We start from the raw sequence: 24,287 nt of genomic DNA, 5'->3' as shown, positions 1-24,287 counted from the left end.
ATCTAAAAAGCCATTCAAAAAATGAAGAAATACAAAGCCGGCGTATTATTTGGAGACGAGTTAGAAGCCTTGTATAAAGATGCCAAAGACAACCAGTTCGCCCTTCCTGCAGTAAATACCATTGGAACCAATACGATCAACGCTGTTCTGGAAACGGCAGCTAAAGTAAATTCACCCGTAATCATTCAATTTTCGAATGGCGGAGCCCAGTTTATTGCCGGGAAAGGAATGCCCAACGACCAGCTACAGGGGAATATTTTCGGAGGAGTTTCCGGGGCCCTTCATATCCATAATGTAGCAAAATATTATGGCGTTCCGGTAGTGCTGCATACAGACCATGCTTCCAAAAAATGGCTCCCCTGGATCAGTGGTCTGATCGATGCGGGCGAACAATTTTTTAAAGAAAAAAAACAACCATTATTCAGCTCTCATATGCTGGATCTTTCCGAAGAACCTTTGGAAGAAAATATTCATACCTCCGTTGAATTCTTCAAACGGATAGCTCCCCTTGGAATGGGCATCGAGATCGAATTAGGAGTAACCGGCGGAGAAGAAGATGGTGTCGATAACAGCGGTGTGGAAAATGACAAACTCTATACGCAGCCGGCTGATGTCGCTTATTCTTACAAAGAATTGAGCAAGGTGGGCAAACTGTTCAGCGTAGCTGCAGCCTTCGGAAATGTACATGGCGTATATAGCCCGGGCAATGTTGAATTGCGTCCGGTCATTCTAAAAAACAGCCAGGACTTTATCGAAAAGGAATTGAAGACCGGTCCAAAGCCTGTATTTTTCGTATTCCACGGAGGTAGTGGCAGCCCTCAGCACCAGATCCGGGAAGCGATCAGTTACGGAGCGATCAAAATGAATATCGATACAGATCTGCAATGGGCTTTCTGGGAAGGCATTCAGCAGTATTATGTTAAGAATGAAGCTTATCTTCAGGGCCAGCTGGGTAATCCGGGTGGCGCTGACAAGCCGAATAAAAAATATTATGACCCAAGGGTGTGGTTGCGTAAGGGCGAAGAGACCTTCAGCAAACGCCTGGAAGTCGCTTTTGAAGACCTGAATTGTATCAACAGGAACGCATAAGCTGAAAAGGTAGAAACTCTTTTACCCCTTAATAGGACTTCAAAGGAAGCCTCGCTGAAAAAGCGGGGCTTTCTTGTTTTACAGCCTCGTTTATTGCCTGGTTTTAGGGCTTCCCCGCCCCTGTCGGAGGAATCCAATAATTGATTAGCTTGCAGTACAAAATCCATTCTATATGCCTTCAAAAAAGATCGTTGATCTTCTCGGTGATAAAGCCTCTTATCTGCTTGATTACAAACCCGTCGTTGACAAATCCACCCTCACCCACCCCTCCCCTCGTCACGTGGAAGAAATATGGGTGAATTCCAACCGCCCCAACCAGGTCTTAAGAAGTCTGCAAACCCTTATCGGGCACGGAAGATTGGCAGGTACAGGTTATTTATCCATTTTTCCGGTAGATCAGGGCGTAGAACATAGCGCAGGCGCCTCTTTTGCCCCCAATCCCATCTATTTCGATCCCGAAAATATAATCAAACTTGCCCTGGAAGCCGGATGTAATGCGGTAGCCTCCACTTTTGGCGTACTGGGTATCATGAGCAGAAAATATGCTCACCGGATCCCTTTTGTGGTAAAGATCAACCATAACGAATTGCTGAGCCTGCCCAACCGTTTTGATGAGACCCTTTTCGGAAAAGTAAAGGATGCCTGGAATATGGGGGCAGTAGCAGTCGGTGCTACGATATACTGGGGCAGCGCAGAAAGTACACGGCAATTAAAGGAGATCTCGGAAGCATTCGAACTGGCGCATGAATTGGGAATGACCACTATCCTTTGGTGTTACACGCGTAATAACGGTTTTGTCGTCAATGGAGTGGATTATCATACCTCAGCCGATCTTACCGGTCAGGCCAATCATCTCGGCGTTACGATCCAGGCGGATATCATCAAACAGAAATTACCTACGAATAACGGAGGTTATCTCGCCACCAAACATGGCAAGACCTCACCGCTGGTTTATAGCAAATTAACGACTCCGGATAATCACCCCATAGATCTTACCCGTTATCAGGTGCTGAACTGTTATAGCGGCCGTGTAGGGCTGATCAACAGCGGCGGGGAAAGCAAGGGCGCCTCCGATCTGGCCGACGCCGTCTATACGGCTGTGGTCAATAAACGTGCAGGTGGAATGGGCCTGATACTCGGCCGCAAAGCTTTCCAGCGCCCCTTCCAGGAAGGACTGGATATGATCCAATCCATACAGGACGTTTACCTGGATCAGGAGATCACGATCGGATGATGAAAGATCATAGAATACTGATATTTATTTAATACTTCATTTAACGTTAAACGAATCAAATCGTGACGAATGATCACGGTTTGATTTCCTTCTTTTTAGAGCCCTGCACAATCCGTTTTATAAGACTTTCCATCTGAAGATTGCAATTTCAGTTGTCGACAAATAGTCGATAACTCAATTCCTGCAATTTTTTCCCTTTTCTTTATCCGATACCATAGTCCTTTGGATCAGCACTATCTGTCAAAATACCAACCACATCAACCACAGAAAAATACCATTGTTGTTCTAGCTCATTCCAGTCCGACCGGACCCTTTTGCTCTCAAATAGTTTTATATTATTCATAGTTGGGTTATATTTAAGAATGCAATATATGTCATAGGGCTATCCGACCTAAAAATGTTAGCAAATTTTTGTAACGCTTTGTTATAATCCCTACTTCCATTAAACCCATGAACCACATTTGAGTCTTTAAAAGTAGTTTACTAATAATCTAAAAGTTAGGCTATGAAAATCAAGACATTAAAATTAACCGGCATTGCCATCCTGGCAATACTAATCTCCGTTTCCTGTTCCAATACCAAGGTCACTTCTACCTGGAAGGCAGCCAGCGTATCCAGCATAGCCCCTGGTAATAAAGTGCTGGTGCTGGGAATCATTCAGGAAAAAGACGTTCGTCTCCGTATGCAGATGGAAGGGTACCTGGTGGACGAGCTAAAGGCCAGAGGATATAATGCCGTATCATCCTATACCTTGTATGGACCAAAAATGTTCAGCAACAAAAATGAAGAAGATGTTCTCAATACCCTGCATACCAGCGGCATTGACGAGGTACTGACTATCAGCCTCCTTGATAAAGCCAGACAGAAAGAATACCAGCCCGGAATTGGCTATAATCCTTATTCTCCTTTCTGGGGATATTACAACTATATGTACGGCCGTATGTACAGCCCTGGTTATATTTCCGTGAATACCCGTTTTTTGTGGGAAAGCAACCTCTATGAGGTGACCACCAAAAACCTGCTTTATTCCATTCAATCCGAATCCTTCAATCCCTCGTCGGCGGGAGATATGGGAAAGGACTACAGCCGGATCGTCGTGAAGAATATGACCAAAGAAGGTGTGCTGGCGAAAAAATAGGTCCCTAAAAAGCCACCAGGCATAAGCCTCTTAAAAAGCTTCTCCCAAACTTATATTCAACGCACCATAGCCCTTACTGAACCCGTAATCCAAGGCTATATTCGTTCCCGACTTTTTATTGAATTTGATTCGCAATCCGCCCCCCGCAGCAGGGTGCCAATAGGCAAACTGTTTGGTATTCGGTTCGGTGGCGCTGACCAGTTCTGCGAAAACAACAAAACCGAACAAACCATTATTTGTAATATCCCGGCGATATTCACTTTCCAGGTAAGCCACTGATTTCCCGGTAAATCGTCCGGAGTAAAACCCTCTTCCCGAACGTTGGTAAGTATCTCCTCCGACAGCCGGCAAATTCAGGTAAGGCGGGTTACTGCCAAGCGTTGTCCAGAGATAAGACCATAAGGCCAGTACATTCTGTCCCTTCGGGCGGATGGAAAAATATTTCCGTGCATCCAGGTATAAGGAGGTCCAGTAGAAATTGCTTCCCATAAAGGTGGGGTTGACCCTGAAAATAGCATTCAAAAAGGATCCTGGCAAAGGGTTCAGCGAATTGTTACGGGTATCGTACAAAAGGTTGAATGTAATACCGGACGAAAATGAATTGGCGTGGTTGGCCGTGCCATAGGGATAACCGGAGAACTTATCCAGATGAATGGAATCATCGGTATGCACACCGATATTATAATCCAGGTTATAACCAAAACCCGCAAGCAGATAGGGGGTGATCCGTTTTAAGGCATTCTGGTAGAACCGGACATATTGGTAACGGATCAATAACTTGTCCTTATAATCCTGCCCTCCGCCTAATCCCCAGGTATAACGGGGAAAGATCGAGAAACGCATATCACCCTGGTAGTTCCAGGAGTTACCCGCAGACCAGATATTGGATCGGAATGGAAAATTAAAGGCGCCGTGAAAATTAAAACCGGGAGAAAAGGTGACATTCGACTGATAAGTATTTTTCCTGTCCCCCATATAGAAACCGGCCGTGGTAGAAGTGATCAGCGCAGTTCCTCCACCGGGAACGGATGAACTAAGGGGCAGCAAGGAATAATAGACGGCCCGGTCCTTAGCCTTCGAGGGATTTTTAAAATGAATATGTGTTGCTTTCACCACAATCTCAATAAGATCCTTTTGACCGGAAGTATCCCTAACGGAGCTGTCCCCTGGAACGATCATTCCGGATGGATTTTGGGCATCCACCACTTGTGACGCTAAACACCCCAACAAACAACCAATAAGAATAACAATAAACCTTTTGTTCACGAATATCATATAGAGGAGAATACCAATATTGTGCTATTTTTCCGGAAGCCAAAAAGGCCCTATTTTTAACGAATAATGACCAATAATCCCCAATTTAGCCAAAAAATGCCCCTAAAATTTCCCCTTTTATTATTCCTGGCAAGTTTTCTTATTATTACCGGAGAACCCGCAACGGCCCAAAAAATAGAGATACTGACCAGCGGAAGAAATAGCCCTGGCATTCAGGACAGTGCCAGTAACCGCGGAACCAAGGCCTCCTTCCGAGGTCTGAGTGTGGTCAGTGATAAAGTAGTCTGGGTTAGTGGAAGCCAGGGCACCATAGGGAAGTCTCTGGATGGGGGGAAGACCTGGCAATGGATCATCGTTCCCGGGTACGAAAAAAGGGATTTCAGGGATATAGAGGCTTTTGATGAGCATACCGCCATCATCATGGCCATTGCCGAGCCTGCCAATATCCTCAAGACAACAGATGGCGGAAAGACCTGGGTAACGGTCTATGAGAACAAGGCCGCCGGGATGTTCCTTGATGCCATGGAATTCTGGAATAAGGATAGCGGGATTGTGCTGGGAGATCCGGTCAATGGAAAATTTTTCATAGCAAGAAGTTTTGATGGAGGAAATACATGGCACGAGATACCAACCAGGGAATTGCCGGAGGCTGATTCAGGAGAAGCTTGTTTTGCCTCCAGCGGAACAAATGTCCGGAGCCTGGGCCGGAGTGAAGCCTGTTTTGTCAGCGGAGGCCTTCGTTCCCGTTTATTTATCCGCGATAGCCGCATTGACCTGCCCTTATTACAGGGAAAAGAAACGACAGGAGCCAATTCGGTAGCAGTAAAGGATAACCGCAAATTAAAAGCAGGCCAGCAGCTGATCGTCGTAGGCGGAGACTTTAGTCACGATACCTCCCGGGAAAAAAATTGTACCCTGACCTTCGATGGCGGCAAGACCTGGATCAGCCCACAGACTGCGCCGCATGGCTATCGTAGTTGCGTGGAATATACCAATAAGGACCAGGTCCTTAGTTGCGGAACATCCGGAGTGGATATCTCCGCGGACAATGGTCTGAATTGGCAATTGATCTCCGGAGAAGGATTCTATGTTTGCCGGAAGGCAAAAAAAGGGAAGGCTGTATTTCTGGCCGGGGGAAATGGAAGAATAGCAAAGTTGGTGCTATAAAAGCTATTTTTTAAACATCACGTAGACCGCAGCCATCAAAAAGGCAAAAGCGAGTAAGTATTTAAGATGGAAAGGTTCTTTCAGATACCAGACGGCAAATACCGAAAAAAGGACGAGGGTGATCACCTCCTGGATGATCTTCAATTGAAAGGCGCTGTATCCGTGATTGGATCCCCAGCGATTAGCCGGAACAGTCAGGCAATATTCCAGGAAAGCAATTCCCCAGCTGATCAGGATAGCCTTCCATAAAGCCAGTTCTTTATGGTTGAGATGCCAGTACCAGGCGATGGTCATAAAAACATTCGATGCAAAAAGCAGGAGGATGGTACGCATAAAAGTCTGATTCAGTCCCCTGAAATCCTAATTCAATCCCCTGAAATCCACGGGAACAAGTTTGCTGACCCCCGGTTCCTGCATAGTTACACCGTAGATCACATCCACGGTACTCATAGTCATCTTATTGTGGGTAACAATGATGAACTGGGAGTTTTCGCTGAATTGACGGATCATATTGGTGAACTTCCCTACGTTGGCATCATCCAGCGGTGCATCCACCTCATCGAGGATACAGAAGGGAGCCGGTTTGATCAGGTAAATCGAGAACAACAGGGCCGTGGCCGTCAGTGTTTTTTCTCCCCCGCTCAACTGGTTGATGGAAGATGGTCTTTTTCCTTTTGGTTTGGCGATAATATCGATACCCGTATCGGCAAGATTTTCCGGATTTTCCAAAACCATATCCGCTGTATCCTCTTCTGTGAACAAGGATTTGAAGACCCGCTGAAAATTCTCCCGCACCTTATTGAAGGTATCCAGGAACTGTTGGTTAGCCGTTGCCTCAACCTCCTGGATAGTCTGCAGAAGGCTGTCCTTGGCGCCGACCAGATCGTTCTTTTGTTCGAGGATGAAATCATAACGTTTTTTCATTTCCTCGAAAGCCTCGATCGCCGTTGGGTTAACCTCACCGAGGTTCTCCATACGTTTTTTCATTCTGTCGGCTTTTTCCTGCAACTCTTCTACGGGCGTGTCGCCGGTCCTGGGCTGATCGATGATCGTGTCCAGATCGATCCTGAATTCCACATTCAGCCGCTCTTTCATCCCGGCAAGCTGCAGTTTCAATTCATTCAGCTTATCCTTTATTTCGCTCAGTAAATGTTCGAGGTGGTCCTTTTCCTTAACCTTGACGCGCAGCTCGCTTTCCCGTTCACCAAGTACATTGCGGAGGTTATAATAAGCCTGATCGGCTTCGTTCAGTTTCTTTTCCTCTTCTTCCTTTCTACGCAGCAATTCGATCAATGCTCCTTCCGAACCAGTCAGCAATTCCTCGCTTTCGGCGATGCTTTCATTGGTCTGTTTAAGTTGTGAAGCATTCACCTCGATCTGCGTGTGCAGATCGGTCAGTTGTTTGCTCTTAAAATCCAATTCCTGTTTCAGGGCGCTGATCCGGCTATGCTGGCGGGTTACCTGGAGATTAAATTCATTATATCCTGCCGAGGAATTGTTATAGGCAATTTCTGCAGACCGATAGTCCTCTTCCGCAACCTGTGACTTTTCTTTCAATTCCGCCACCACCTTCACCAGCTCGATCCATTCCTTACGGGTATCTTCGATACCGCCAATCGTCTCTTCCAGGCTCAGTTGTAATTCTTCCAGTCTGTTCTGCGAACTATGCTGCTGCCCGTGAAGATTTTCCACCTTATTCTGCAGGGAAAAAACAAAATTCGTCAGACGGTTGATATCCTGTTGGGCCTGGCGGATCGCCTGTTCTTTAAGTTGTTCATTATACCCGGCTACCTCATTATGTTTCTCCTGGATGGCCGTTTTCAGACCATTCACGTTCGATTCCAGGACCAGGATCTGTTCTTTTAATTTCTCCAGATTTTTGGCACGGCCGATCTTCTTTCCTTCGAACAGACCGACGCTTCCCCCGGTAATGGAATATTTGCCTTTTACATATTTACCGGTCTTTTCCAGAACAATGGCTCCATTGCTGTTTTCCATTGCTTCTTCATTCTCGGCGATGAATACATTACCCAGCAGATGTTCTGCCAGGTCACGGTATTGCCCGTCCACTTCGATCACCTCCATGGCCGGGGTCATGCCTTCCGGCTTATGATTTTCGGTAATAACCTGGCCGTTGATCCTGTCAAGCAAAAAGAAATTCGCTTTCCCCTTCTTATTTTCATCGAGTAAATGCACAGCCTGCAATCCTTCCTGCAGATTATTCACTACATAATAATTGAGGTAGGGTTCCAACACGTTTTCCACCGCAGCCCGGAATTCTTCCTTCACGTAAATGATATCGGAAAGGATGGGCGCTGTATGGTTCCAGGACGGATTCTTATGAAGGAACTTGATGCTTTCCGGATAACCTTCCATGGAATCCATCAGGCTCTTGAGAAGATCGTGTTCGTTCTTCTTCGAATCCAGCTTGCGGCTTTCATCGGCCAGCTTTTGCCGGAGCACTTCCAGTTGTCCCTGGGTCTGCAATATATTTTCCTTGGTACGTTCCTGATGTTCCTGTAATTGCTGAAGTTCTGTTTGTTTGGACTCCAGTTCCTGTTCTTTCAGCAAACGTTCTTCTTCCAGTTGTTTGAGCTGACTATCCCTGATCATCCTTTCTTCTTCCAGTTGCCGGATACCTCTTTGTACGTTTTGAATGGAGGTATCGGCCACGGCTACTTTCTTTTCCGCTTCGAACTGATCGCGTTGAATCTGAGCATTTTCCCGACGCAGGCCATCAACGGAGGATCGTTTAGCGTCAAATAATTGACGGGTTTCATCCACCGAAGCTTTTAAGGATTCCAGTTGTTCCTGGAGACCGGATAATTTATTTTCTTCCTCTTCTACCTGTTGACGGGTAAAGACAATGCTTTCTTCCAAACCCTTCAACTGGCCTTCGCCTTTGAGCAGGAATTCCTGCAGACTGTTTTCTTTCTCCTTCAGGAAATTCAGACGCTGGCTGGCAAGGTTCTTTTCATTCTCCTTTGTCCTTAGGTTCTGCAGCAGGTCATTAAATTCATGCTGCATGGATTGCAAGGCCCTTTCCTTCTCGATAAAGCCTACCTTTTCCTGTTCCAGGCTGGCTTCTTCCTGCGCAACTACCGCTTCAAGACGGACTTTTTTATTCATTTCGGTATCTGCCTGTTCATTAAGTTCCCTGTAATGAATATTAAATCCCTCCAGCGCAGCTTTGGCGAGCTCGATGCTGAGCTCCCTGTATTCTTTTTTTATCTCGTAATATTTCTCTGCCTTTTTAGCCTGGTTCTCCAGACTTTTCAACTGGTTGTTGATCTCGAACAACAGATCCTCGATGCGGGAAAGATCCTGCTCTGTAGCGTCAAGTTTCTGACGGGCCTCTTTTTTTCTTGTTTTGTAAATGGTAACCCCTGCTGCCTGTTCCAGCATACGCCGGCGGCTGTTCTCTTTATCCTTGATGATATCATCTACCATGCCGAGTTCAATGATAGCATAACTATCCGTGCTGATCCCGGTGTCCATAAAAAGATTTTGAATGTCCTTCAGACGGCAGGTGACGTCATTCAGGCGGTATTCGCTTTCCCCGCTTTTGTAGAACTTGCGGGTGACCGTTACCGTACCGAACTCGGTAGGTAACAGGTTACGGGTATTTTCAAAGGTGAGGCTCACCTCGGCCAGCCCTGATGCCGATCTGGTTTTGCTGCCATTGAAGACGAGGCTCTCCAGGTTTTCGGAACGCAGATGGCTTATCTTCTGCTCGCCGATAACCCAGCGGATACTGTCGATAATATTACTTTTTCCGCAGCCGTTAGGTCCGATAATACCTGTGATCCCTTCGTCAAAACTGATAAGGGTCCTGTCAGCAAAACTTTTAAAACCCTTGATTTCTAAACTCTTTAATCGCAAAGTGAAATATATTTATAGTTGAGCTTGTTTAAGTCAGGCAAACTTGAGCAACGTGATATTCTCCATGTCCCCTTTGTCGGATGGCAAACCTACATTAAAATGCTTAATGTTACTCGCCCCTGTTGAAAACTGGTGAATAATTTGGGTAGTCCTGTTTCTAATGCCCTTGCAGCCAATTCACTATGAAAGTCATACATTTACAAAGAATATAAAAACAAATATGTTCAACGGGTCGTATTTTTAAGTAAGTTAGGGCAGGATATTAATCCGGATAAAAAGGTAAAATAAATTTATATTTAAAAAACAGAGGCTTTTTATACTTTTAAAGCATATTTTAATCCAAAACATCAGAAATAACAACCATTGTATGACTAATTTTATCGTTCCCATTGATTTTTCCGAGACTTCCAAGAATGCTGCCCGTTATGCTGCCTACATTTCGACATTGGTTCCCGATGCACATCTTATTTTGTACAATGTATTTGATACGCTGGAATACGGATCGGACAGCAGTCCCCTGGGTACGGAAGGCGCAGAAGACGCCGGCAGAATGACGATTATGGAGATGGCCCTGGAGAGTGTAAAGACAGAATTATCATCCATTACCGGAGCTAAGATCTCGTCGGTGGCCGAAGAAAATAATCATTTTCTCGATAGCCTGGAAAAATATATCCTGGCCAATGATATTAAGCTGGTTATCATGGGTATTACAGGAGCAACCCGCCTCGGACAAATATTCATGGGCAGCAATACCCTCAATATTGTCAAAAGAGGGCTTGTGCCTGTGATTATCGTTCCACCCGATACCCGCTCCCAATCGGCCAAGAATGTCATGTTACTGACCGATTTCCAGGACATAGAGAACACCATTCCCATTGAGTCTGTCAAAAACGTGCTTAACCTGTTTAATCCCAGCCTGCATATAGTGAACGTGGATCATGAGCATTATGTCGAGCTGACAGAAGATTATAAGGCAGAAAGAGCCAAACTGGAATCCCTGCTGAAAGCGTACAAACCCGAATTTTATTTTATCCGGATGTATGATTTCCTGGAAGCTACTAATCAATTCGTAGCGGACAAAGAGATCGACCTTATCCTGACCTTCCCCAGGAAACATTCCTTCCTGAGTAATATCTTCAAAACGACCAATACGACCAAACTGGCCTATCATAGTGAAGTGCCGATCGTGGCTTTCACGGCCTAAGAACGTCAAAATAATTCACGGGCTGACTCTTAACCAGGGTCAGCCTTTTTTTATGCTAACTTTATCTGATGACTACTTCCGTTCTCTCTGCTGAATATTGGGATGACCGTTACCAGAATAACAATACCGGCTGGGATATGGGGCAGGTCTCTCCCCCGCTGAAAACCTATTTCGATCAATTACCGGATAAAAACATCTCTATTTTGATCCCCGGCTGCGGAAATAGTTATGAAGCCGGTTATTTGCTGGAAAATGGGTTTTCGAATATCACCATAGTGGATATCTCGGCGTTGCTGACTTCGGAATTGATGGAAAAATTTAAGGACTATGCGAATAAGCCATCCTCTGGTGGCAAACCTCTGCTGACCATTATCACGGGTGATTTTTTTGAACTGAAGGGCAGTTTTGACCTGATCGTCGAGCAAACCTTTTTTTGTGCGCTGGATCCTTCGCTGCGGGAAAACTATGTTACAAAAATGACGGAGCTTTTGAATCCGGGTGGGAAATTGGCAGGAGTGCTTTTCGACAAGAACTTCGTCGGAGGGCCGCCTTTCGGAGGGCATAAAGAAGAATATGCTGCGCTTTTTACTGCGAAATTTCGAATCAGGACACTTGAGCCCTGTTATAATTCGATAGGGCCGAGACAGGGGACGGAATTGTTCCTGGTGGCGGAGAGGGGAGTTGATTGTTGGGGATGATTAAAACCTTTTCGGCAACTTAAAAATCCGGGGAAGGTCTTAATCTTTTGGGAGGATAGAATCTTGGGAAGGATAAATCCTTCCGGATGACTGAATCTACAACGGAAGGATGAATCCTTCCGGATGACTGAATCTACAACGGAAGGATAAATCCTTCCGGATGACCAAATCTTTCACGGAAGGATGAATCCTTCCGGATGACCAAATCTTTCACGGAAGGATGAATCCTTCCTAATCCTTCCGGATGTCTTAATCCACCCGGCATAGAGCGGGCTCTATGCCTGTCACGGTCTTATGATGGGCCTTCGGCCGAGCCGGCTTAGGCCGGCTCCTGCTGACTCAGGCAATGAAAGCTCCCCAAACCCCAGATGATCTCCGTCGAATCGATTCCCACAACCTTCTTCCCGGGAAAACAATCCGAGATGATCTGAAGAGCTTTATCATCACGGTCGGAGCGGAAGGTCGGTACGATCACGGATGCATTGGCGATATAAAAATTGGCGTAGGAGGCTGGCAAACGCTGGTCTTCATAAACTACCGCTTCGGGCATCGGTAATTCCACCACATTGAGTTGTTTCCCGTTAAGAAGACGCATCTTTTTCAGATCGGCCAGGTTTTCCTGCAGCAAAGAATAATTCTCATCCTGTTTGTCCTCCTCGATCACCGTAAGTACGGTATCCTCATTGACAAAACGTACGGTATCGTCGATATGACCATCCGTATCGTCACCCACGATCCCATCCTTTACCCATAAAACCTGTTCCACTCCATAATAATCCCTCAGATAGGATTCAATCTGGTCCTGGTTAAGATGGGAATTACGGTTTGGATTAAGCAGACAACAGGAAGAAGTAAGCACCGTCCCTTTCCCGTTAAAATCCACCGAACCGCCCTCCATGATAATACCCGGATTATAGACCGGGATATTCAGGGCTTTGCCGATCAGGGTTGGAATCACATCGTCAAGATCAAAAGGTGGATATTTATTGCCCCAGGCATTATAGTTCCAGTCGACGATAATTTTTTTCTGTTCTGCATTTGGGTTGACCAGGAATGCAGGACCATGGTCACGGCACCAGGCGTCATTGGTTGGGTGAAAATAGAATTTAACCTGGTCCAGCCTAACCCCGGCTTCCGCTAAATAGTTTAGAGCAAAGGCCTTCATGGCTTCATCTTTCACATTGATGCAGACCCTTTCTCCCAGGGCCAGTTCTTTTATGAACTGGCTGTAATAGGGATAGATAGCGGAGATCTTCCCGGGCCAGGACGCCTCTTTATGAGGCCAGCTAAGCCAGGTGGCCGCATGTCGTTCGAATTCTGCCGGAAAAAAATAACCGAGTTCCCGTGGAGTAAGCGTTGCGTTCATTTTTATAATCTCTAATCTTCGTCGATAAATCTTTTCGTAATGGGCTGGTAAGAGTCGATCCTGCGGTCACGCAGAAAGGGCCAATGTGTTCGGTAACGGTCTGTCTTCTCCGTATCGATCTCCACGACGGCAGTCTCTTCCTGGTCATGAGAGGCTTTGAACAACAAGGTCCCGAAAGGGTTCGATACAAAGGAACCGCCCCAGAATTGCATGGCGCCATTCTGCTCCAATCCTACCCTGTTGACACTCACCACGTATACGCCGTTGGCAACGGAATGACTTCTTTGAATAGTCTGCCAGGCATTATATTGTTCAGTATTGGTCGCTTCGTCCTGGCTGGTTGCCCACCCGATGGCTGTTGGATAGAAAATGATCTCTGCACCCATCAGGGCCGTGATCCGGGCAGCTTCGGGATACCATTGATCCCAGCAGATGAGTACCCCGATTGAGGCATATTTGGTCCGGAAGATCTTATAGCCCAGGTCTCCGGGCGTAAAATAAAATTTCTCGTAATAAGCAGGATCATCGGGAATATGCATCTTCCTGTATTTTCCAAGATAGGTCCCGTCCGCATCCAGCACCGCGGTAGTATTATGATAAAGGCCCTGCGCCCTTTTTTCAAAGAGGGAAGCAATAATAACGATCTTTAGTTCCGCGGCCAGTTTGCTTAAAAGATCCGTGGAGGGGCCAGGAACGGGTTCTGCCAGTTTAAAGTTTTCGTAATCCTCCTCGTCACAAAAGTAGAGAGAGGTGAACAATTCCTGGAGACAAACGATCTGGGCACCTTTGGCCGCAGCCTCACGCACTTTATCGATCCCCTTCTGCAGGTTTGCCGCTTTATCGCCAGAACAGGTCATCTGTACAAGGCCCACTTTTACTTTACTCATAGTTTGACGTTCAAATAATTATTTTACTACCGGGCCTGGCCCGCAAAGGTGGATTCCGGAACATAATAATGATTTTACCTCCGGGCCCAGCCCGGTTTGGAGATGCAAAAATAGATAAAAAAAGGATTCTACTTCCCCCTTTAGAGGGTCAGGGGGTTTTATCCCCTACCCATCTGGCGGAGAAAGGCAACATGTGAGGCGACAGCATACCGCACCCTGGGGTATTCTATATAAGCGATTCCGTATTCCTGGCAAGCCTGACGGATGATCTTACTGATAGCCGGGTAATGTATATGGGAGATCTTGGGAAAAAGATGATGTTCGATCTGGAAATTCAATCCTCCGACCAGCCAGGAAACTACCTTGTTGCTGGTAGCAAAATTGGCTGTGGTCTTGATCTGATGGATAGCCCATTCGTCTTCCAGTTTACCTGTCTCCACATTGGCGACGGGAAAAGCCGTATGTTCTACGGTATGTGCCAGCTGGAATACCAGGCTCAGCACAAAACCGGCTACAAAGGTAAAGATGACAAAACCGATAACCCAGTCCGTAAATCCGATCATATAGATCGGCAGGGCGACGAATAAAAAGGCATGGAACAATTTGAAACCCCAGAACACCAAATGATCCGAAGTGCTCATTTTCTTCAGGGCCATATTTCCCACCTTGCTCTTGAAATATTTCTGGTAATCCAATACGAAGATCCAGAAGATATACAACAGGGAATACAGGAACCAGAAGTACATATGCTGGTATTTGTGCATCCGGTATTTTTTCTGAGTGGCGCTCATCCGCATCCAGGGCTGGATATCGATATCGTCATCGATGCCGTCCACATTGGTATAGGAATGGTGAATGATATTATGTTTCATATTCCACATGAAACTGTTACCGCCAAGGATATTCAGGGAGAAAGCGGCAAAAAGATTAACCCATTTATATTTTGAGAAACTTCCGTGGGCCCCGTCATGCATTACATTAAAACCGATCGCGGCCACGACGCAACCAAGAAGAACACATTCAAGGATTGCCCAAATGGTTCCCGGTGTAAAAAATACCAGGTGGATATACACGAAGGTAAAACAGACCATCAGGATCACGGCCTTCAGAAAAAGACTGTAATTGCCCGTTTGAGACTTGCCCACTTCTTCAAAATAACTGCCGATCCTTTTTTTCAGTTCGGTGTGAAAAGAATGGGGAGTGTTCGCAAATTTTGGAGTGGCCATGATAAGTCCGTTAATGAAAAATTAATTAATGTGCAAATTTAATCTTTTTTTAAGGGATAAAGTGTTAAAGACCGTATAATTATGCCGGTTTTCCGGCCAGAGCACCTAGGTCTGTCATGCTCAGTATCTTATAATAACGTGACCGTAAGATATTTGTTTTATCGGGTGGTAAGAATCGCCTAGGTATCCAGCCTGACCAGCGCGTCAAAATCCCTTACACCGATCATTTTTTCCGTAATAAATCCTTCCGCGTATGGCACACCGATCATTTTTCCGAACATCTGGTGCCTGCCGATGATGGAATTCAGGAATTCCGGGGTGGATATATAAGTTTGGGGCTCTTCCTTACCATATTCCACCGAGTGGAACTGGGAAGAATAGGCTTTGATCGATTCCAGCTTTTGCTCAAAGACCGGCGTGATATCATAAACAAAGGAAGGATTGGCATACCTGTCCTGAATGTAATGGAATACATATTTCGGGCGCCAGTGCTGCTGGGGTATTCCGTCCTGATCCAGGGTTTCGATCTTGCGTAATCCGCTGAGAAAACAAGCTTCCGAGATCAGATTACCCGCTCTCCCATGATCGGGGTGACGGTCGGCCAGGGCATTCGCCAGTACGATTTCCGGGCGGTATTTCCGGATGGCCCGGATCAGCAATCGCTGATGAGCTTCGTCGTTACGGAAAAAACCATCGGCCATCCCCAGGTTCTCCCGGGCATCCAGTTGGAGGATCGCAGCGGCCCTTTCGGATTCTTTTGCCCTTATTTCGGCAGTCCCCCTGGTTCCCAATTCGCCCCGGGTTAGATCTACCACTCCTGTCTTTTTCCCATGGCTTTTTTCCATGAGCAGGGTCCCTGAGCAACCGAGTTCTACATCGTCAGGGTGAACCGCTATGGCGAGAATATCCAGTTTCATCTGTTTAAATTTTGAAGGATTGTAAAAAATATTCCAAAAAAACTCATTCGGGCATGCAAAAATAACGGCTTTACCTGGATAATCTGCATGGCAAAATACCAGGTTTAAACCATTCAAATCCTTAATTGTTCTATTAATGCTTCCCTGATGGGTGTATTTGGCTATTTGCCCATTCTGAAGTAGTTTCGCAGGTCGCATTTTTACATTTAAAATTAAAAACAGGTAGACATGGCATACGATGTAGTCGTTCTCGGTAGCGGTCCAGGCGGATATGTAGCTGCTATCCGTGCTTCACAGTTAGGCTTTAAGACAGCGATCATTGAAAAGGAAAGCCTGGGAGGCATTTGCCTCAATTGGGGATGTATTCCTACAAAGGCTTTGTTGAAAAGCGCTCAGGTTTACGAAGATATTAAACACGCAAAAGAATTTGGCATCGAGGCCAGCGGTCAACCGGATTTTCCTGCGGTCATCAAACGCAGCCGGGGAGTTGCCGACAAAATGAGCAAAGGTGTCCAGTTCCTGATGAGGAAAAATAAGATCGACGTGATCATGGGATATGGCAAGCTCAAGGCAAAAGGTCAGTTGGAAGTAACTGCCGCGGATGGCAAGACCCAGATTGTCGAAGGAAAACATATCATTATTGCAACGGGTGCCCGCAGCCGTGAGCTGCCGAATCTGAAACAGGATGGGAAAAAAGTGGTTGGCTACCGCGAAGCGATGGCGCTGCCCGAGCAACCCAAAAGCCTGATCGTCGTAGGAAGCGGCGCGATCGGAGTGGAATTCGCCTATTTCTATCATAGTATGGGCACAAAGGTGACCATCGTTGAGTTTCTGCCACGGATCGTTCCGGTCGAAGACGAAGATATATCCAAGGAGCTGGAAAAAATATACAAGAAGAGCGGTATCGATATCCTTACCAATAGCGAAGTGACAAGCGTGGATACGAGCGGTACCGGCGTAAAAGCCAAGGTAAAAACGCCGACCGGTGAAGTAACCCTCGAAGCGGATATCGTTTTGAGTGCGATCGGGATTGCCGCCAACATCGAGAATATCGGTCTGGAAACCTTGGGCGTAAAAACAGATAAAGGAAAGGTCGTCGTTGACAAATTCTATTCTACCAATGTACCGGGCGTTTATTCCATCGGCGACTGCGCTCCTGGTCAGGCCCTTGCACATGTGGCTTCCAAAGAAGCCATCATCTGCGTGGAAAATATCGGTTACAACGAAAAGAAATATGCGCATCAGCCAGAGGCACTTGATTATGGCAATGTGCCGGGATGTACCTATTGCACACCGGAGATTGCCTCTGTTGGGCTTACTGAAAAACAGGCCAGGGATGCAGGATACGAAGTAAAAGTTGGCAAATTCCCCCTGAGTGCTTCCGGTAAAGCATCGGCTGCCGGTCATACAGAAGGATTTGTAAAGGTTGTCTTCGATGCCAAATATGGAGAATGGCTCGGAACGCATATGATAGGTTATAACGTCACCGAGGTCATTATCGAAACGGTAGTAGGCCGTAAACTGGAGACGACCTATCAGGAAGTGCTGAACAGCATACACCCCCACCCGACCATCAGCGAAAGCGTAAAAGACGCTATCGAAGTGGCATACGGGGAAGCGATCCATCTGTAGCCCCTAAAGTGAACAGAGATAAATGTATAAATACAGAATTGATAAAATACAAAAGAGGCTGTCAAAATAAATTGACAGCCTCTTTTTCTTTGGTGACCTATGTGTTGAAAGCCTCTCTTTTAATAAAGCCAATTCGTTAATCTACAATCTCTTTGTTATCCTATTTCCAACCTCCCCCCAGGGACCGGTACAAGTCCACTACTGAGCTTAATTGCTGGCGTTCGACATCAGCAAGGTTTAACTCTGCCTGCAGAGCGCTTGTCTGTGCGGTGATCACCTCCAGGTAATTGGCCAATCCGCTTTTAAATAACAGATGGGCATCGTTTATCGCATGATGCAGGGTCTCCACTTGTGCCGCAGAAATCTCTTTCTGCAGTTTCAGTTTATCCACCTTGACCAGGGCATCGGAGACTTCTCCCACCGCATTTAATACGGATTGACGGAAAATGATCTGCGATTGCTCCTGTTGATTTTTAGCCAGCTCGAGCTTGGTTTTGAATTCACGATGCTGAAAGATGGGCTGGGTAAGACCGCCAACGACCGAACCGAATAAAGAGCCGGGAATATTCAGCCAATTGCTGGCTTTGAATGAATTGAGCCCCCCCGAAGCCGTGATCACCAGGGATGGGTACATGTTTCCCTGTGCTACACCAACCAGGGCATTCGATGACATAAGTGCCAGCTCGTTAGAGCGTACGTCAGGCCTGCGGCTGACAATGGCAGCCGGCAACCCGGTGGGAAGATTTTCAGGTACATTGAACTGTAACAGGCCGTTTGGATTACGTGCGATAACATGCGGCACTTCCCCGGTTAGCAAACTGAGGGCATTCTCCTGGATGGCAATAGCCTGTTCCAGCTGAGGTATCAAAATGGCTGTGGTCTGTTTCTGTGCTTCGGCTTGTTCTACAGCCAGCAGTGTTACGTCACCGGCGTCTTTTTGAAACCTGGTCACCTGAAGGGTGCTATCCCGGAGCGCAAGGTTCTTCACGGCTATATCCAGTTGGGCATCCAGCATCAGCAAGTTGTAAAAACCCTGTGCGATATCGGAAACCAATTGCGTCTGTACGGCCTTGGCTGCCTCATAGCTCTGGAGATACTGGGCCACCGTGGCTTCCTTTTGCCTCCTGATCTTGCCCCAGATATCGGCTTCCCAGGAGATACCTATATTGGCATTGTAATCCTCCAAATGGTTTGTCTTCAGGAAACTTTGTGTACTTAACCCGTTCAGACTATTGTCCGAAGGACGCGAGGTCTGCGCAGTTACCTGGAAGTTGACGTTCGGCAATTGCAGCAGCTTTGCCTGCTTTAACCGTGAATTAGCCGCATCGATCCTTTTAATGGCCAGTTGCAGATCATAATTATACGCGATCCCACGGGCAATAAGCCCTTGCAGGGTCGTATCGGTAAAAAATTGTTTCCACTCAATATTGGCGATACTGCTGGTATCCGCTGTAGCAGTGGGTGCTGCCGTTGATCCTGAAGTTGTGCGGAAAGCAGCCGGTGCAGGTACTTCAGCGCGCTGATAGTCCTTGCCTGCTTTACAGCCGCCGAGCCAACCGGCTACCAGCAAAAGTGCCGCATACCCCGCTGCCCTTTTGGTGCTAAACCTGCCTGCTGATTTTATTTTGCTTGCCATAACTTATTGATAAATGATTTGAAAGATGATTTGTTTTTCGTCCTGATTCTTCGCTCGATACACTTAAGAAGAAAATTGCAAGCAATTTTCTTCTCTTGCTCTCATGTCGGGGCCTTCGGCCCATTCCGAATAGTCGGCCACAGCCCGACTATTCGGAATAGTTCGACGTCGTCGGTACCGGAGGTCCTGTAACCTTCTCTTGTAAATACTGGAAGATCACATATAACACCGGGATAATGAATATACCCAGTACCACTCCTGTCAACATGCCGCCTACAGCGCCTGTACCGATTGACCGGTTGCCCAGAGCGGATGCTCCATGCGCCCATACCAGGGGTAACAAGCCTACGATAAAGGCAAACGATGTCATCAGGATCGGGCGCAACCTCAATTTTGCCGCTTCCAAAGCTGACTCTACCAGGCCCATTCCAGCACGGCGCCGTTGCACGGCGTACTCAATGATAAGAATGGCATTTTTGGACAAAAGACCAACCAGCATGATCAAACCGACCTGTACATAGATATTGTTTTCTATACCTGTCAGATTGATAAAGGCAAACACCCCAAGGATCCCCGTAGGTACCGTAAATATTACGGCAAGCGGCAATATGTAGCTTTCATACTGGGCGGCCAGCAGGAAGTAGACAAATACTATACTGAGGATAAAGATCAGGGTGGTTTGCGTACCTGCACTTTTTTCTTCCCTGGTCATACCTGTAAATTCTACGGCATACCCTCTGGGGAGCACCTGTTTGGCTGTTTCCTCGATAGCCTTGATGGCGTCGCCGGTACTGAAACCGGGTTTAGGAGAACCATTAATGGTTACCGCATCGAACATATTATTCCGGGTTACCGTTTCAGGACCATATACTCTTTTAAGTGTTACCACTGAATTAGCCGGAACCATTTCTCCGCTTGCATTCTTTACAAAGATCTCATTTAAGGTTCCCGGGTTGGCCCGGTACTTAATATCGGCTTGTGCCATAACCCGGTAATACTTACCGAACCGGTTAAAATCGGATACAAAGCTGCTGCCGTAATAGATCTGTATTGTTTGCAGCAGATCGCTCACGGACACGCCCAACTGCCTGGCTTTGGCATCATCTATTTCGATCATATACTGGGGGTTCCCAGCGGCGAATGTGGTAAAGGCATAGGCGATCTCCTTTCTTCCAAACAGGGCGCCGATAAAGGCCTGCGTGGTAGCCGCCAGTTTATCCAGCGACCCGTTGCTGCGATCCTGCAACATGAATTCGAAACCGCTCACATTACCAAAACCCTGGATGGTCGGGAACTGGAAGAAGAAGGCATTCGCCCCTTTCACCTGGCTCACTTTCTGTGCCAGTGAGGCGGATATCTGGTTGACATCTTTGACAGGTCCTCTGTTATCGAGATCCTTCATCCGTATAAAGCCGGCTCCATAAGGCGATGCATTGGCATTACTGATAAAGTTCAACCCTTCGATGATATAACGGTTCTCTGCATAGGGTTCTCCTTTAATGATGCTGTCTATTTCCATCATGGCCTTATGGGTTCTGTCCAGAGAACTACCGGGAGGCGTATTTACAGCGTACAGCAAAAAGCCCTGATCTTCGGTAGGAATAAACCCTGTCGGGGTTTTACGCACCAGCCAGACGGTGGTCAGCGTGATGAGCAGCAAACCAACGATAGCGACCCATTTCCGCTTAATTAGAAATGCAATGCTGCTCTTGTATTTATTGGTCATATTCGCAAATCCTGCATTGAAGCCGGCAAAGAAACGGGCGCCAAAACCTTTTTTAACAGGATGACCATCTTCGCCATGCGGGCTCTTTAAGAACAAGGCACACAAGGCGGGACTCAGGGTCAATGCATTTACGGCTGAAATTAAAATGGCGATGGCCAATGTAAAGGCGAACTGCCGGTAGAACACCCCTGCCGGACCCTGCATAAAACCTACGGGTACGAACACCGCAGCCATTACCATGGTGATGGATATGATGGCCCCGGATATCTCATTCATAGATTGAAGGGTCGCCTCCTTTACCGGAAGGTTGGTAGTTTCCAGTTTGGAATGCACCGCTTCCACGACCACAATGGCATCATCCACGACTATACCGATCGCCAATACGAGGGCGAACAGCGTGAGCAGGTTAATGGTAAACCCAAACAGCTGCATAAAGAAGAAGGTCCCGATGATCGCCACCGGCACGGCAATGGCCGGTATCAGCGTGGAACGAAAATCCTGCAGAAAGATAAACACGACGATAAAGACCAGGATGAACGCGATGATCAGCGTTTCACGCACCTGGCTGATAGACGCATCGAGGAACTCTTTTGAGTTGTACATGATAGTCGCCTTCACACCTTTAGGGAGATCTGCCGAAAAGGCTTTTATCTGCCGCTCGGCTTCTGTCAGGATATCATTGGCATTCGATCCCGCTGTCTGGAAAACCGCGAAACCCGAGGTAGGGCCACCATTCAGCATACCATTGGAAGAATACGTATAAGACCCGAATTCCACTCTGGCCAGGTCCTTCAACTTAAGAAGGGACCCATCGCTATTCGCCTTGATGATGATGTTCTCGTAGTCTTCGTTCTTATTTAATTTTCCTTTGTATTTTAATACATATTCGAATACTTCCTTACTGCTTTCTCCAAACCTTCCCGGCGCTGCTTCCAGGCTCTGGGCCCTGATCGCATTCGTTACATCCAGCGGAGTAAGTTTATTGGCAATCAGGCGATCAGGTTTCAACCAGATACGCATGGAATAATCCTTGGTACCGAAGATCTGCGCCTGTCCCACCCCGGGGATACGCTGTATCTGGGGGATAAGGTTGATCTTGATATAGTTCTGCAAAAAAGTCTCGTCATAGGTATTATCCTTACTGGACAGCGCAACGAACATAATAATGCTGTTCTGCTGTTTTTGGGTCGAAATACCTGCCTGGATAACCTCCTGCGGAATTTGGCTGACCGCCTTCGATACACGGTTCTGCACATTCACCGAAGCAATGTCAGGATTGGTACCCTGTTTGAAATAGACTGTCAGTGACATGGTTCCGTCATTACTGGAATTGGATGTCATATAGGTCATGTTCTCCACCCCGTTGATCGCTTCTTCCAGGGGAGTGGCCACCGAACGGGCTACCACTTCCGCATTGGCACCGGGATAGGCGGCTGTTACCTGAACACTGGGCGGGGCAATATCCGGGAACAGCGTTATTGGCAACGAATACAAGGACAATAATCCCAATAAAGTGAGTATAATGGAAACTACGGTTGATAAAACCGGTCTCCTGATAAATTTCCTGAGCATATTATTATTATTTTCTCCATGCCGGCAGAAAAAAGTACTGCCTGCATTTGTGCTGATTAATGATAGGTCTCCTGTCGGTTTCTTCTACAATGGCCTTACTTTCAATATGCTATCCATCGACATCTTTTGAGGAACGATGACCATGCCATCTCTCAAACGATCCATGCCGGTGTATACAATTCTTTCACCTGGGTTTATTCCCTTTTCCACCAGGTAATAAGTACCACTCCTGCCGGTTATGGTAATGGGTTTGCTGAACACTTTATTACTGTCTCCTAAATCGAAGACCAACACCTTATCCTGTATTTCGAAGGTGGCTTCCTGTGGAATAATGGCGGCAGAGGCCACCTGGTGAGGAATTCTTATTTTACCGGTATTGCCGGAACGCAGCAGTCCTTTCTCATTGGGGAAACTGGCACGAAAACTAATGGTGCCTGTTGACCGGTTGAACTGGCCTTCTACTATCCCTACTTTCCCTTTTTGTGCATAAACGGTATTATCGGCAAGGATCAGTTCTACGGGAGGCAGTTGTTTGATTTTTTCCTCGACAGTGCTGCCAACGAATTGATTCTTGAATTGCTGAAAATCCGTTTCACTTAAGGAAAAATAAGCATATACCTGGTTTATGTCGGACACAACGGTCAGGGCATTGACATCGTTTTTTATTACCAGGCTACCTATTTTATAGGGTATCCTCCCCAAATAGCCGTCTACCGGCGATGTGATGAGGGTATAGCCCACGTTTATCTGCGCATTGCTGACCGTGGCTTCCGCCTGTGCAACACTGGCCTTGGCAGCTTCGAAAGAAGCCTGTGCCGTCTTCAACTGAACATCGGAGACTACATTATTTTTTACCAGTGGCTCCAGCTTTTCGACATTGATCTGCGCGCTGGATAAATTTGCCTTGGCTGCCAAAAGATTTGCCTTTGCATTATTTACCTGTTCTTCATAAGGCCGGGAGTTTATCTTAAAAAGAGGTTGACCCCTCTTAACATAAGTTCCTTCGTCCATATAAATCTTATCGAGATAACCGTCAACCTGCGAACGGATATCGATATTTTTTGTCCCTTCCAGCGAAGCGGTATAATCCTGATAAGTGGTAGCAGCCATGCTGCTGATATCGATCACCGGTAAAGCAGGGGGCGGCATGGCCATTCCTGCTCCTTCCGGGCTGCCGGAAGAGGAGCTGCAGCTACTCAGTGCAACTGCTGCTATAAGGAAAATGAATATACTGTTCCGTCTCCAATTAACGGATGGTGCTGATGATTTCATGTTGGTGAGTTGTTTGTTTTTTGTTTGCTTACTTTTTTAGAAGTTCTTTCTAACGGTCTGGGTCCGGTTGTCAGTTAATAGTTGCCAGTTAATAATTAAAAACAGTTTATTTGAGTCGTGGAGAATTTTTTTTGTGTCATAAGCATTGTTTTATAGTGTTATAAAATATAAGATCTACTACTTTATCTTTTTTCAGTTTCTGTAAAAACCTGGTCTTATTCAGAACAGGGGCTAGTATAACAGCCAGGCAAGTAAATGGTTGTGTAAAAAGCCAATTATTTATAAAAATATTGAATAACCAAAACCGGGCTATCTTTTTTTACATGTGCGGCAAGCCATCAGGACGAAGGAAGGTCTTTCCCTAGG

General features: G+C 46.5%; 17 protein-coding genes. 7 read left to right on the top strand and 10 right to left on the bottom strand.

From position 1 onward, the window contains the following. Window positions 1-21: 21 nt before the first annotated feature. The 3 genes from fbaA (at window position 22) to ACX0G9_RS18400 (ending at window position 3,461) form a co-directional block, all read left to right on the top strand. Complete coding sequence (gene fbaA, locus ACX0G9_RS18410) at window positions 22-1,089, top strand: class II fructose-bisphosphate aldolase (RefSeq protein WP_459066413.1); 1,068 nt, start codon at window positions 22-24, stop codon at window positions 1,087-1,089. A 172-nt stretch (window positions 1,090-1,261) separates the two neighbouring features. After that, on the top strand, window positions 1,262-2,323 hold the full coding sequence (locus ACX0G9_RS18405; RefSeq protein WP_459066412.1) for a class I fructose-bisphosphate aldolase: 1,062 nt from the start codon (window positions 1,262-1,264) through the stop codon (window positions 2,321-2,323). 505 nt (window positions 2,324-2,828) lie between these two features. Beyond that, entirely contained in the window at window positions 2,829-3,461 is a 633-nt protein-coding gene (locus ACX0G9_RS18400; protein ID WP_459066411.1) for a hypothetical protein, read from the top strand. 30 nt (window positions 3,462-3,491) lie between these two features. Here the strand turns inward: ACX0G9_RS18400 and ACX0G9_RS18395 are convergent, their stop codons facing one another. Next, complete coding sequence (locus tag ACX0G9_RS18395) at window positions 3,492-4,640, bottom strand: BamA/TamA family outer membrane protein (RefSeq protein WP_459066410.1); 1,149 nt, start codon at window positions 4,638-4,640, stop codon at window positions 3,492-3,494. A 192-nt stretch (window positions 4,641-4,832) separates the two neighbouring features. Here ACX0G9_RS18395 and ACX0G9_RS18390 point away from each other — a divergent pair, with 192 nt between their 5' ends. Further along, window positions 4,833-5,903, top strand: a complete 1,071-nt coding sequence (locus ACX0G9_RS18390) for a WD40/YVTN/BNR-like repeat-containing protein (RefSeq protein ID WP_459066409.1) — start codon at window positions 4,833-4,835, stop codon at window positions 5,901-5,903. Between the two features lie 3 nt (window positions 5,904-5,906). Here ACX0G9_RS18390 and ACX0G9_RS18385 read toward each other — a convergent pair whose 3' ends face one another. Together ACX0G9_RS18385 and smc are read right to left on the bottom strand one after the other, a co-directional pair. Next, window positions 5,907-6,236 (bottom strand): DMT family protein, encoded by a 330-nt coding sequence (locus tag ACX0G9_RS18385; protein WP_459066408.1) that lies wholly within the window; start codon window positions 6,234-6,236, stop codon window positions 5,907-5,909. A gap of 27 nt (window positions 6,237-6,263) precedes the next feature. Continuing rightward, window positions 6,264-9,785 carry a chromosome segregation protein SMC gene (gene smc, locus ACX0G9_RS18380; protein WP_459066407.1) on the bottom strand — a complete coding sequence of 1,174 codons (3,522 nt, stop codon included), beginning with the start codon at window positions 9,783-9,785 and terminating at the stop codon, window positions 6,264-6,266. Between the two features lie 367 nt (window positions 9,786-10,152). On the opposite strand from smc, the gene ACX0G9_RS18375 reads away from it, so the two are divergent. Both ACX0G9_RS18375 and ACX0G9_RS18370 read left to right on the top strand, forming a co-directional pair. Next, a complete protein-coding gene (locus tag ACX0G9_RS18375; RefSeq protein WP_459066406.1) occupies window positions 10,153-10,989 on the top strand; it encodes a universal stress protein in 837 nt (278 codons plus the stop codon). A 68-nt stretch (window positions 10,990-11,057) separates the two neighbouring features. Continuing rightward, window positions 11,058-11,687 carry a methyltransferase domain-containing protein gene (locus ACX0G9_RS18370; protein ID WP_459066405.1) on the top strand — a complete coding sequence of 210 codons (630 nt, stop codon included), beginning with the start codon at window positions 11,058-11,060 and terminating at the stop codon, window positions 11,685-11,687. A gap of 319 nt (window positions 11,688-12,006) precedes the next feature. Here ACX0G9_RS18370 and ACX0G9_RS18365 read toward each other — a convergent pair whose 3' ends face one another. The 4 genes from ACX0G9_RS18365 to bshB1 form a co-directional block, all read right to left on the bottom strand. Then, window positions 12,007-13,053, bottom strand: coding sequence for an agmatine deiminase family protein (locus ACX0G9_RS18365; protein WP_459066404.1), 1,047 nt, complete (start codon window positions 13,051-13,053; stop codon window positions 12,007-12,009). Window positions 13,054-13,064: 11 nt separating this feature from the next. Then, window positions 13,065-13,940 (bottom strand): carbon-nitrogen hydrolase, encoded by an 876-nt coding sequence (locus ACX0G9_RS18360; RefSeq protein WP_459066403.1) that lies wholly within the window; start codon window positions 13,938-13,940, stop codon window positions 13,065-13,067. A 158-nt stretch (window positions 13,941-14,098) separates the two neighbouring features. Next, complete coding sequence (locus tag ACX0G9_RS18355) at window positions 14,099-15,166, bottom strand: fatty acid desaturase family protein (protein ID WP_459066402.1); 1,068 nt, start codon at window positions 15,164-15,166, stop codon at window positions 14,099-14,101. A gap of 179 nt (window positions 15,167-15,345) precedes the next feature. After that, window positions 15,346-16,083: a bacillithiol biosynthesis deacetylase BshB1 gene (gene bshB1 / locus ACX0G9_RS18350; RefSeq protein ID WP_459066401.1), complete on the bottom strand. Its 738-nt coding sequence runs from the start codon at window positions 16,081-16,083 to the stop codon at window positions 15,346-15,348. A 228-nt stretch (window positions 16,084-16,311) separates the two neighbouring features. Between bshB1 and lpdA the strand changes: the two genes are divergently transcribed. After that, window positions 16,312-17,715, top strand: a complete 1,404-nt coding sequence (lpdA, locus tag ACX0G9_RS18345; protein WP_459066400.1) for a dihydrolipoyl dehydrogenase — start codon at window positions 16,312-16,314, stop codon at window positions 17,713-17,715. 160 nt (window positions 17,716-17,875) lie between these two features. Here lpdA and ACX0G9_RS18340 read toward each other — a convergent pair whose 3' ends face one another. The 3 genes from ACX0G9_RS18340 to ACX0G9_RS18330 form a co-directional block, all read right to left on the bottom strand. Then, window positions 17,876-19,351: an efflux transporter outer membrane subunit gene (locus ACX0G9_RS18340; RefSeq protein WP_459066399.1), complete on the bottom strand. Its 1,476-nt coding sequence runs from the start codon at window positions 19,349-19,351 to the stop codon at window positions 17,876-17,878. A gap of 148 nt (window positions 19,352-19,499) precedes the next feature. Beyond that, the gene (locus ACX0G9_RS18335; protein WP_459066398.1) at window positions 19,500-22,649 is read right to left on the bottom strand and encodes an efflux RND transporter permease subunit; all 3,150 of its coding nucleotides are present in this window, start codon (window positions 22,647-22,649) and stop codon (window positions 19,500-19,502) included. Window positions 22,650-22,733: 84 nt separating this feature from the next. Then, window positions 22,734-23,921, bottom strand: a complete 1,188-nt coding sequence (locus ACX0G9_RS18330) for an efflux RND transporter periplasmic adaptor subunit (RefSeq protein WP_459066397.1) — start codon at window positions 23,919-23,921, stop codon at window positions 22,734-22,736. Window positions 23,922-24,287 lie beyond the last annotated feature (366 nt).

This window comes from Flavitalea flava, assembly GCF_054461575.1.
This window is presented reverse-complemented; position numbering and strand designations above follow the sequence as displayed.

Bases quoted from the DNA above. Each gene is read 5' to 3' on its own strand.
- fbaA (WP_459066413.1), top strand. From the start codon at position 22: ATGAAGAAATACAAAGCCGGCGTATTATTTGGAGACGAGTTAGAAGCC.
- ACX0G9_RS18405 (WP_459066412.1), top strand. From the start codon at position 1,262: ATGCCTTCAAAAAAGATCGTTGATCTTCTCGGTGATAAAGCCTCTTAT.
- ACX0G9_RS18400 (WP_459066411.1), top strand. From the start codon at position 2,829: ATGAAAATCAAGACATTAAAATTAACCGGCATTGCCATCCTGGCAATA.
- ACX0G9_RS18395 (WP_459066410.1), bottom strand. From the start codon at position 4,640: ATGATCGTTCCAGGGGACAGCTCCGTTAGGGATACTTCCGGTCAAAAG.
- ACX0G9_RS18390 (WP_459066409.1), top strand. From the start codon at position 4,833: ATGCCCCTAAAATTTCCCCTTTTATTATTCCTGGCAAGTTTTCTTATT.
- ACX0G9_RS18385 (WP_459066408.1), bottom strand. From the start codon at position 6,236: ATGCGTACCATCCTCCTGCTTTTTGCATCGAATGTTTTTATGACCATC.
- ACX0G9_RS18375 (WP_459066406.1), top strand. From the start codon at position 10,153: ATGACTAATTTTATCGTTCCCATTGATTTTTCCGAGACTTCCAAGAAT.
- ACX0G9_RS18370 (WP_459066405.1), top strand. From the start codon at position 11,058: ATGACTACTTCCGTTCTCTCTGCTGAATATTGGGATGACCGTTACCAG.
- ACX0G9_RS18365 (WP_459066404.1), bottom strand. From the start codon at position 13,053: ATGAACGCAACGCTTACTCCACGGGAACTCGGTTATTTTTTTCCGGCA.
- ACX0G9_RS18360 (WP_459066403.1), bottom strand. From the start codon at position 13,940: ATGAGTAAAGTAAAAGTGGGCCTTGTACAGATGACCTGTTCTGGCGAT.
- ACX0G9_RS18355 (WP_459066402.1), bottom strand. From the start codon at position 15,166: ATGGCCACTCCAAAATTTGCGAACACTCCCCATTCTTTTCACACCGAA.
- bshB1 (WP_459066401.1), bottom strand. From the start codon at position 16,083: ATGAAACTGGATATTCTCGCCATAGCGGTTCACCCTGACGATGTAGAA.
- lpdA (WP_459066400.1), top strand. From the start codon at position 16,312: ATGGCATACGATGTAGTCGTTCTCGGTAGCGGTCCAGGCGGATATGTA.
- ACX0G9_RS18340 (WP_459066399.1), bottom strand. From the start codon at position 19,351: ATGGCAAGCAAAATAAAATCAGCAGGCAGGTTTAGCACCAAAAGGGCA.
- ACX0G9_RS18335 (WP_459066398.1), bottom strand. From the start codon at position 22,649: ATGCTCAGGAAATTTATCAGGAGACCGGTTTTATCAACCGTAGTTTCC.
- ACX0G9_RS18330 (WP_459066397.1), bottom strand. From the start codon at position 23,921: ATGAAATCATCAGCACCATCCGTTAATTGGAGACGGAACAGTATATTC.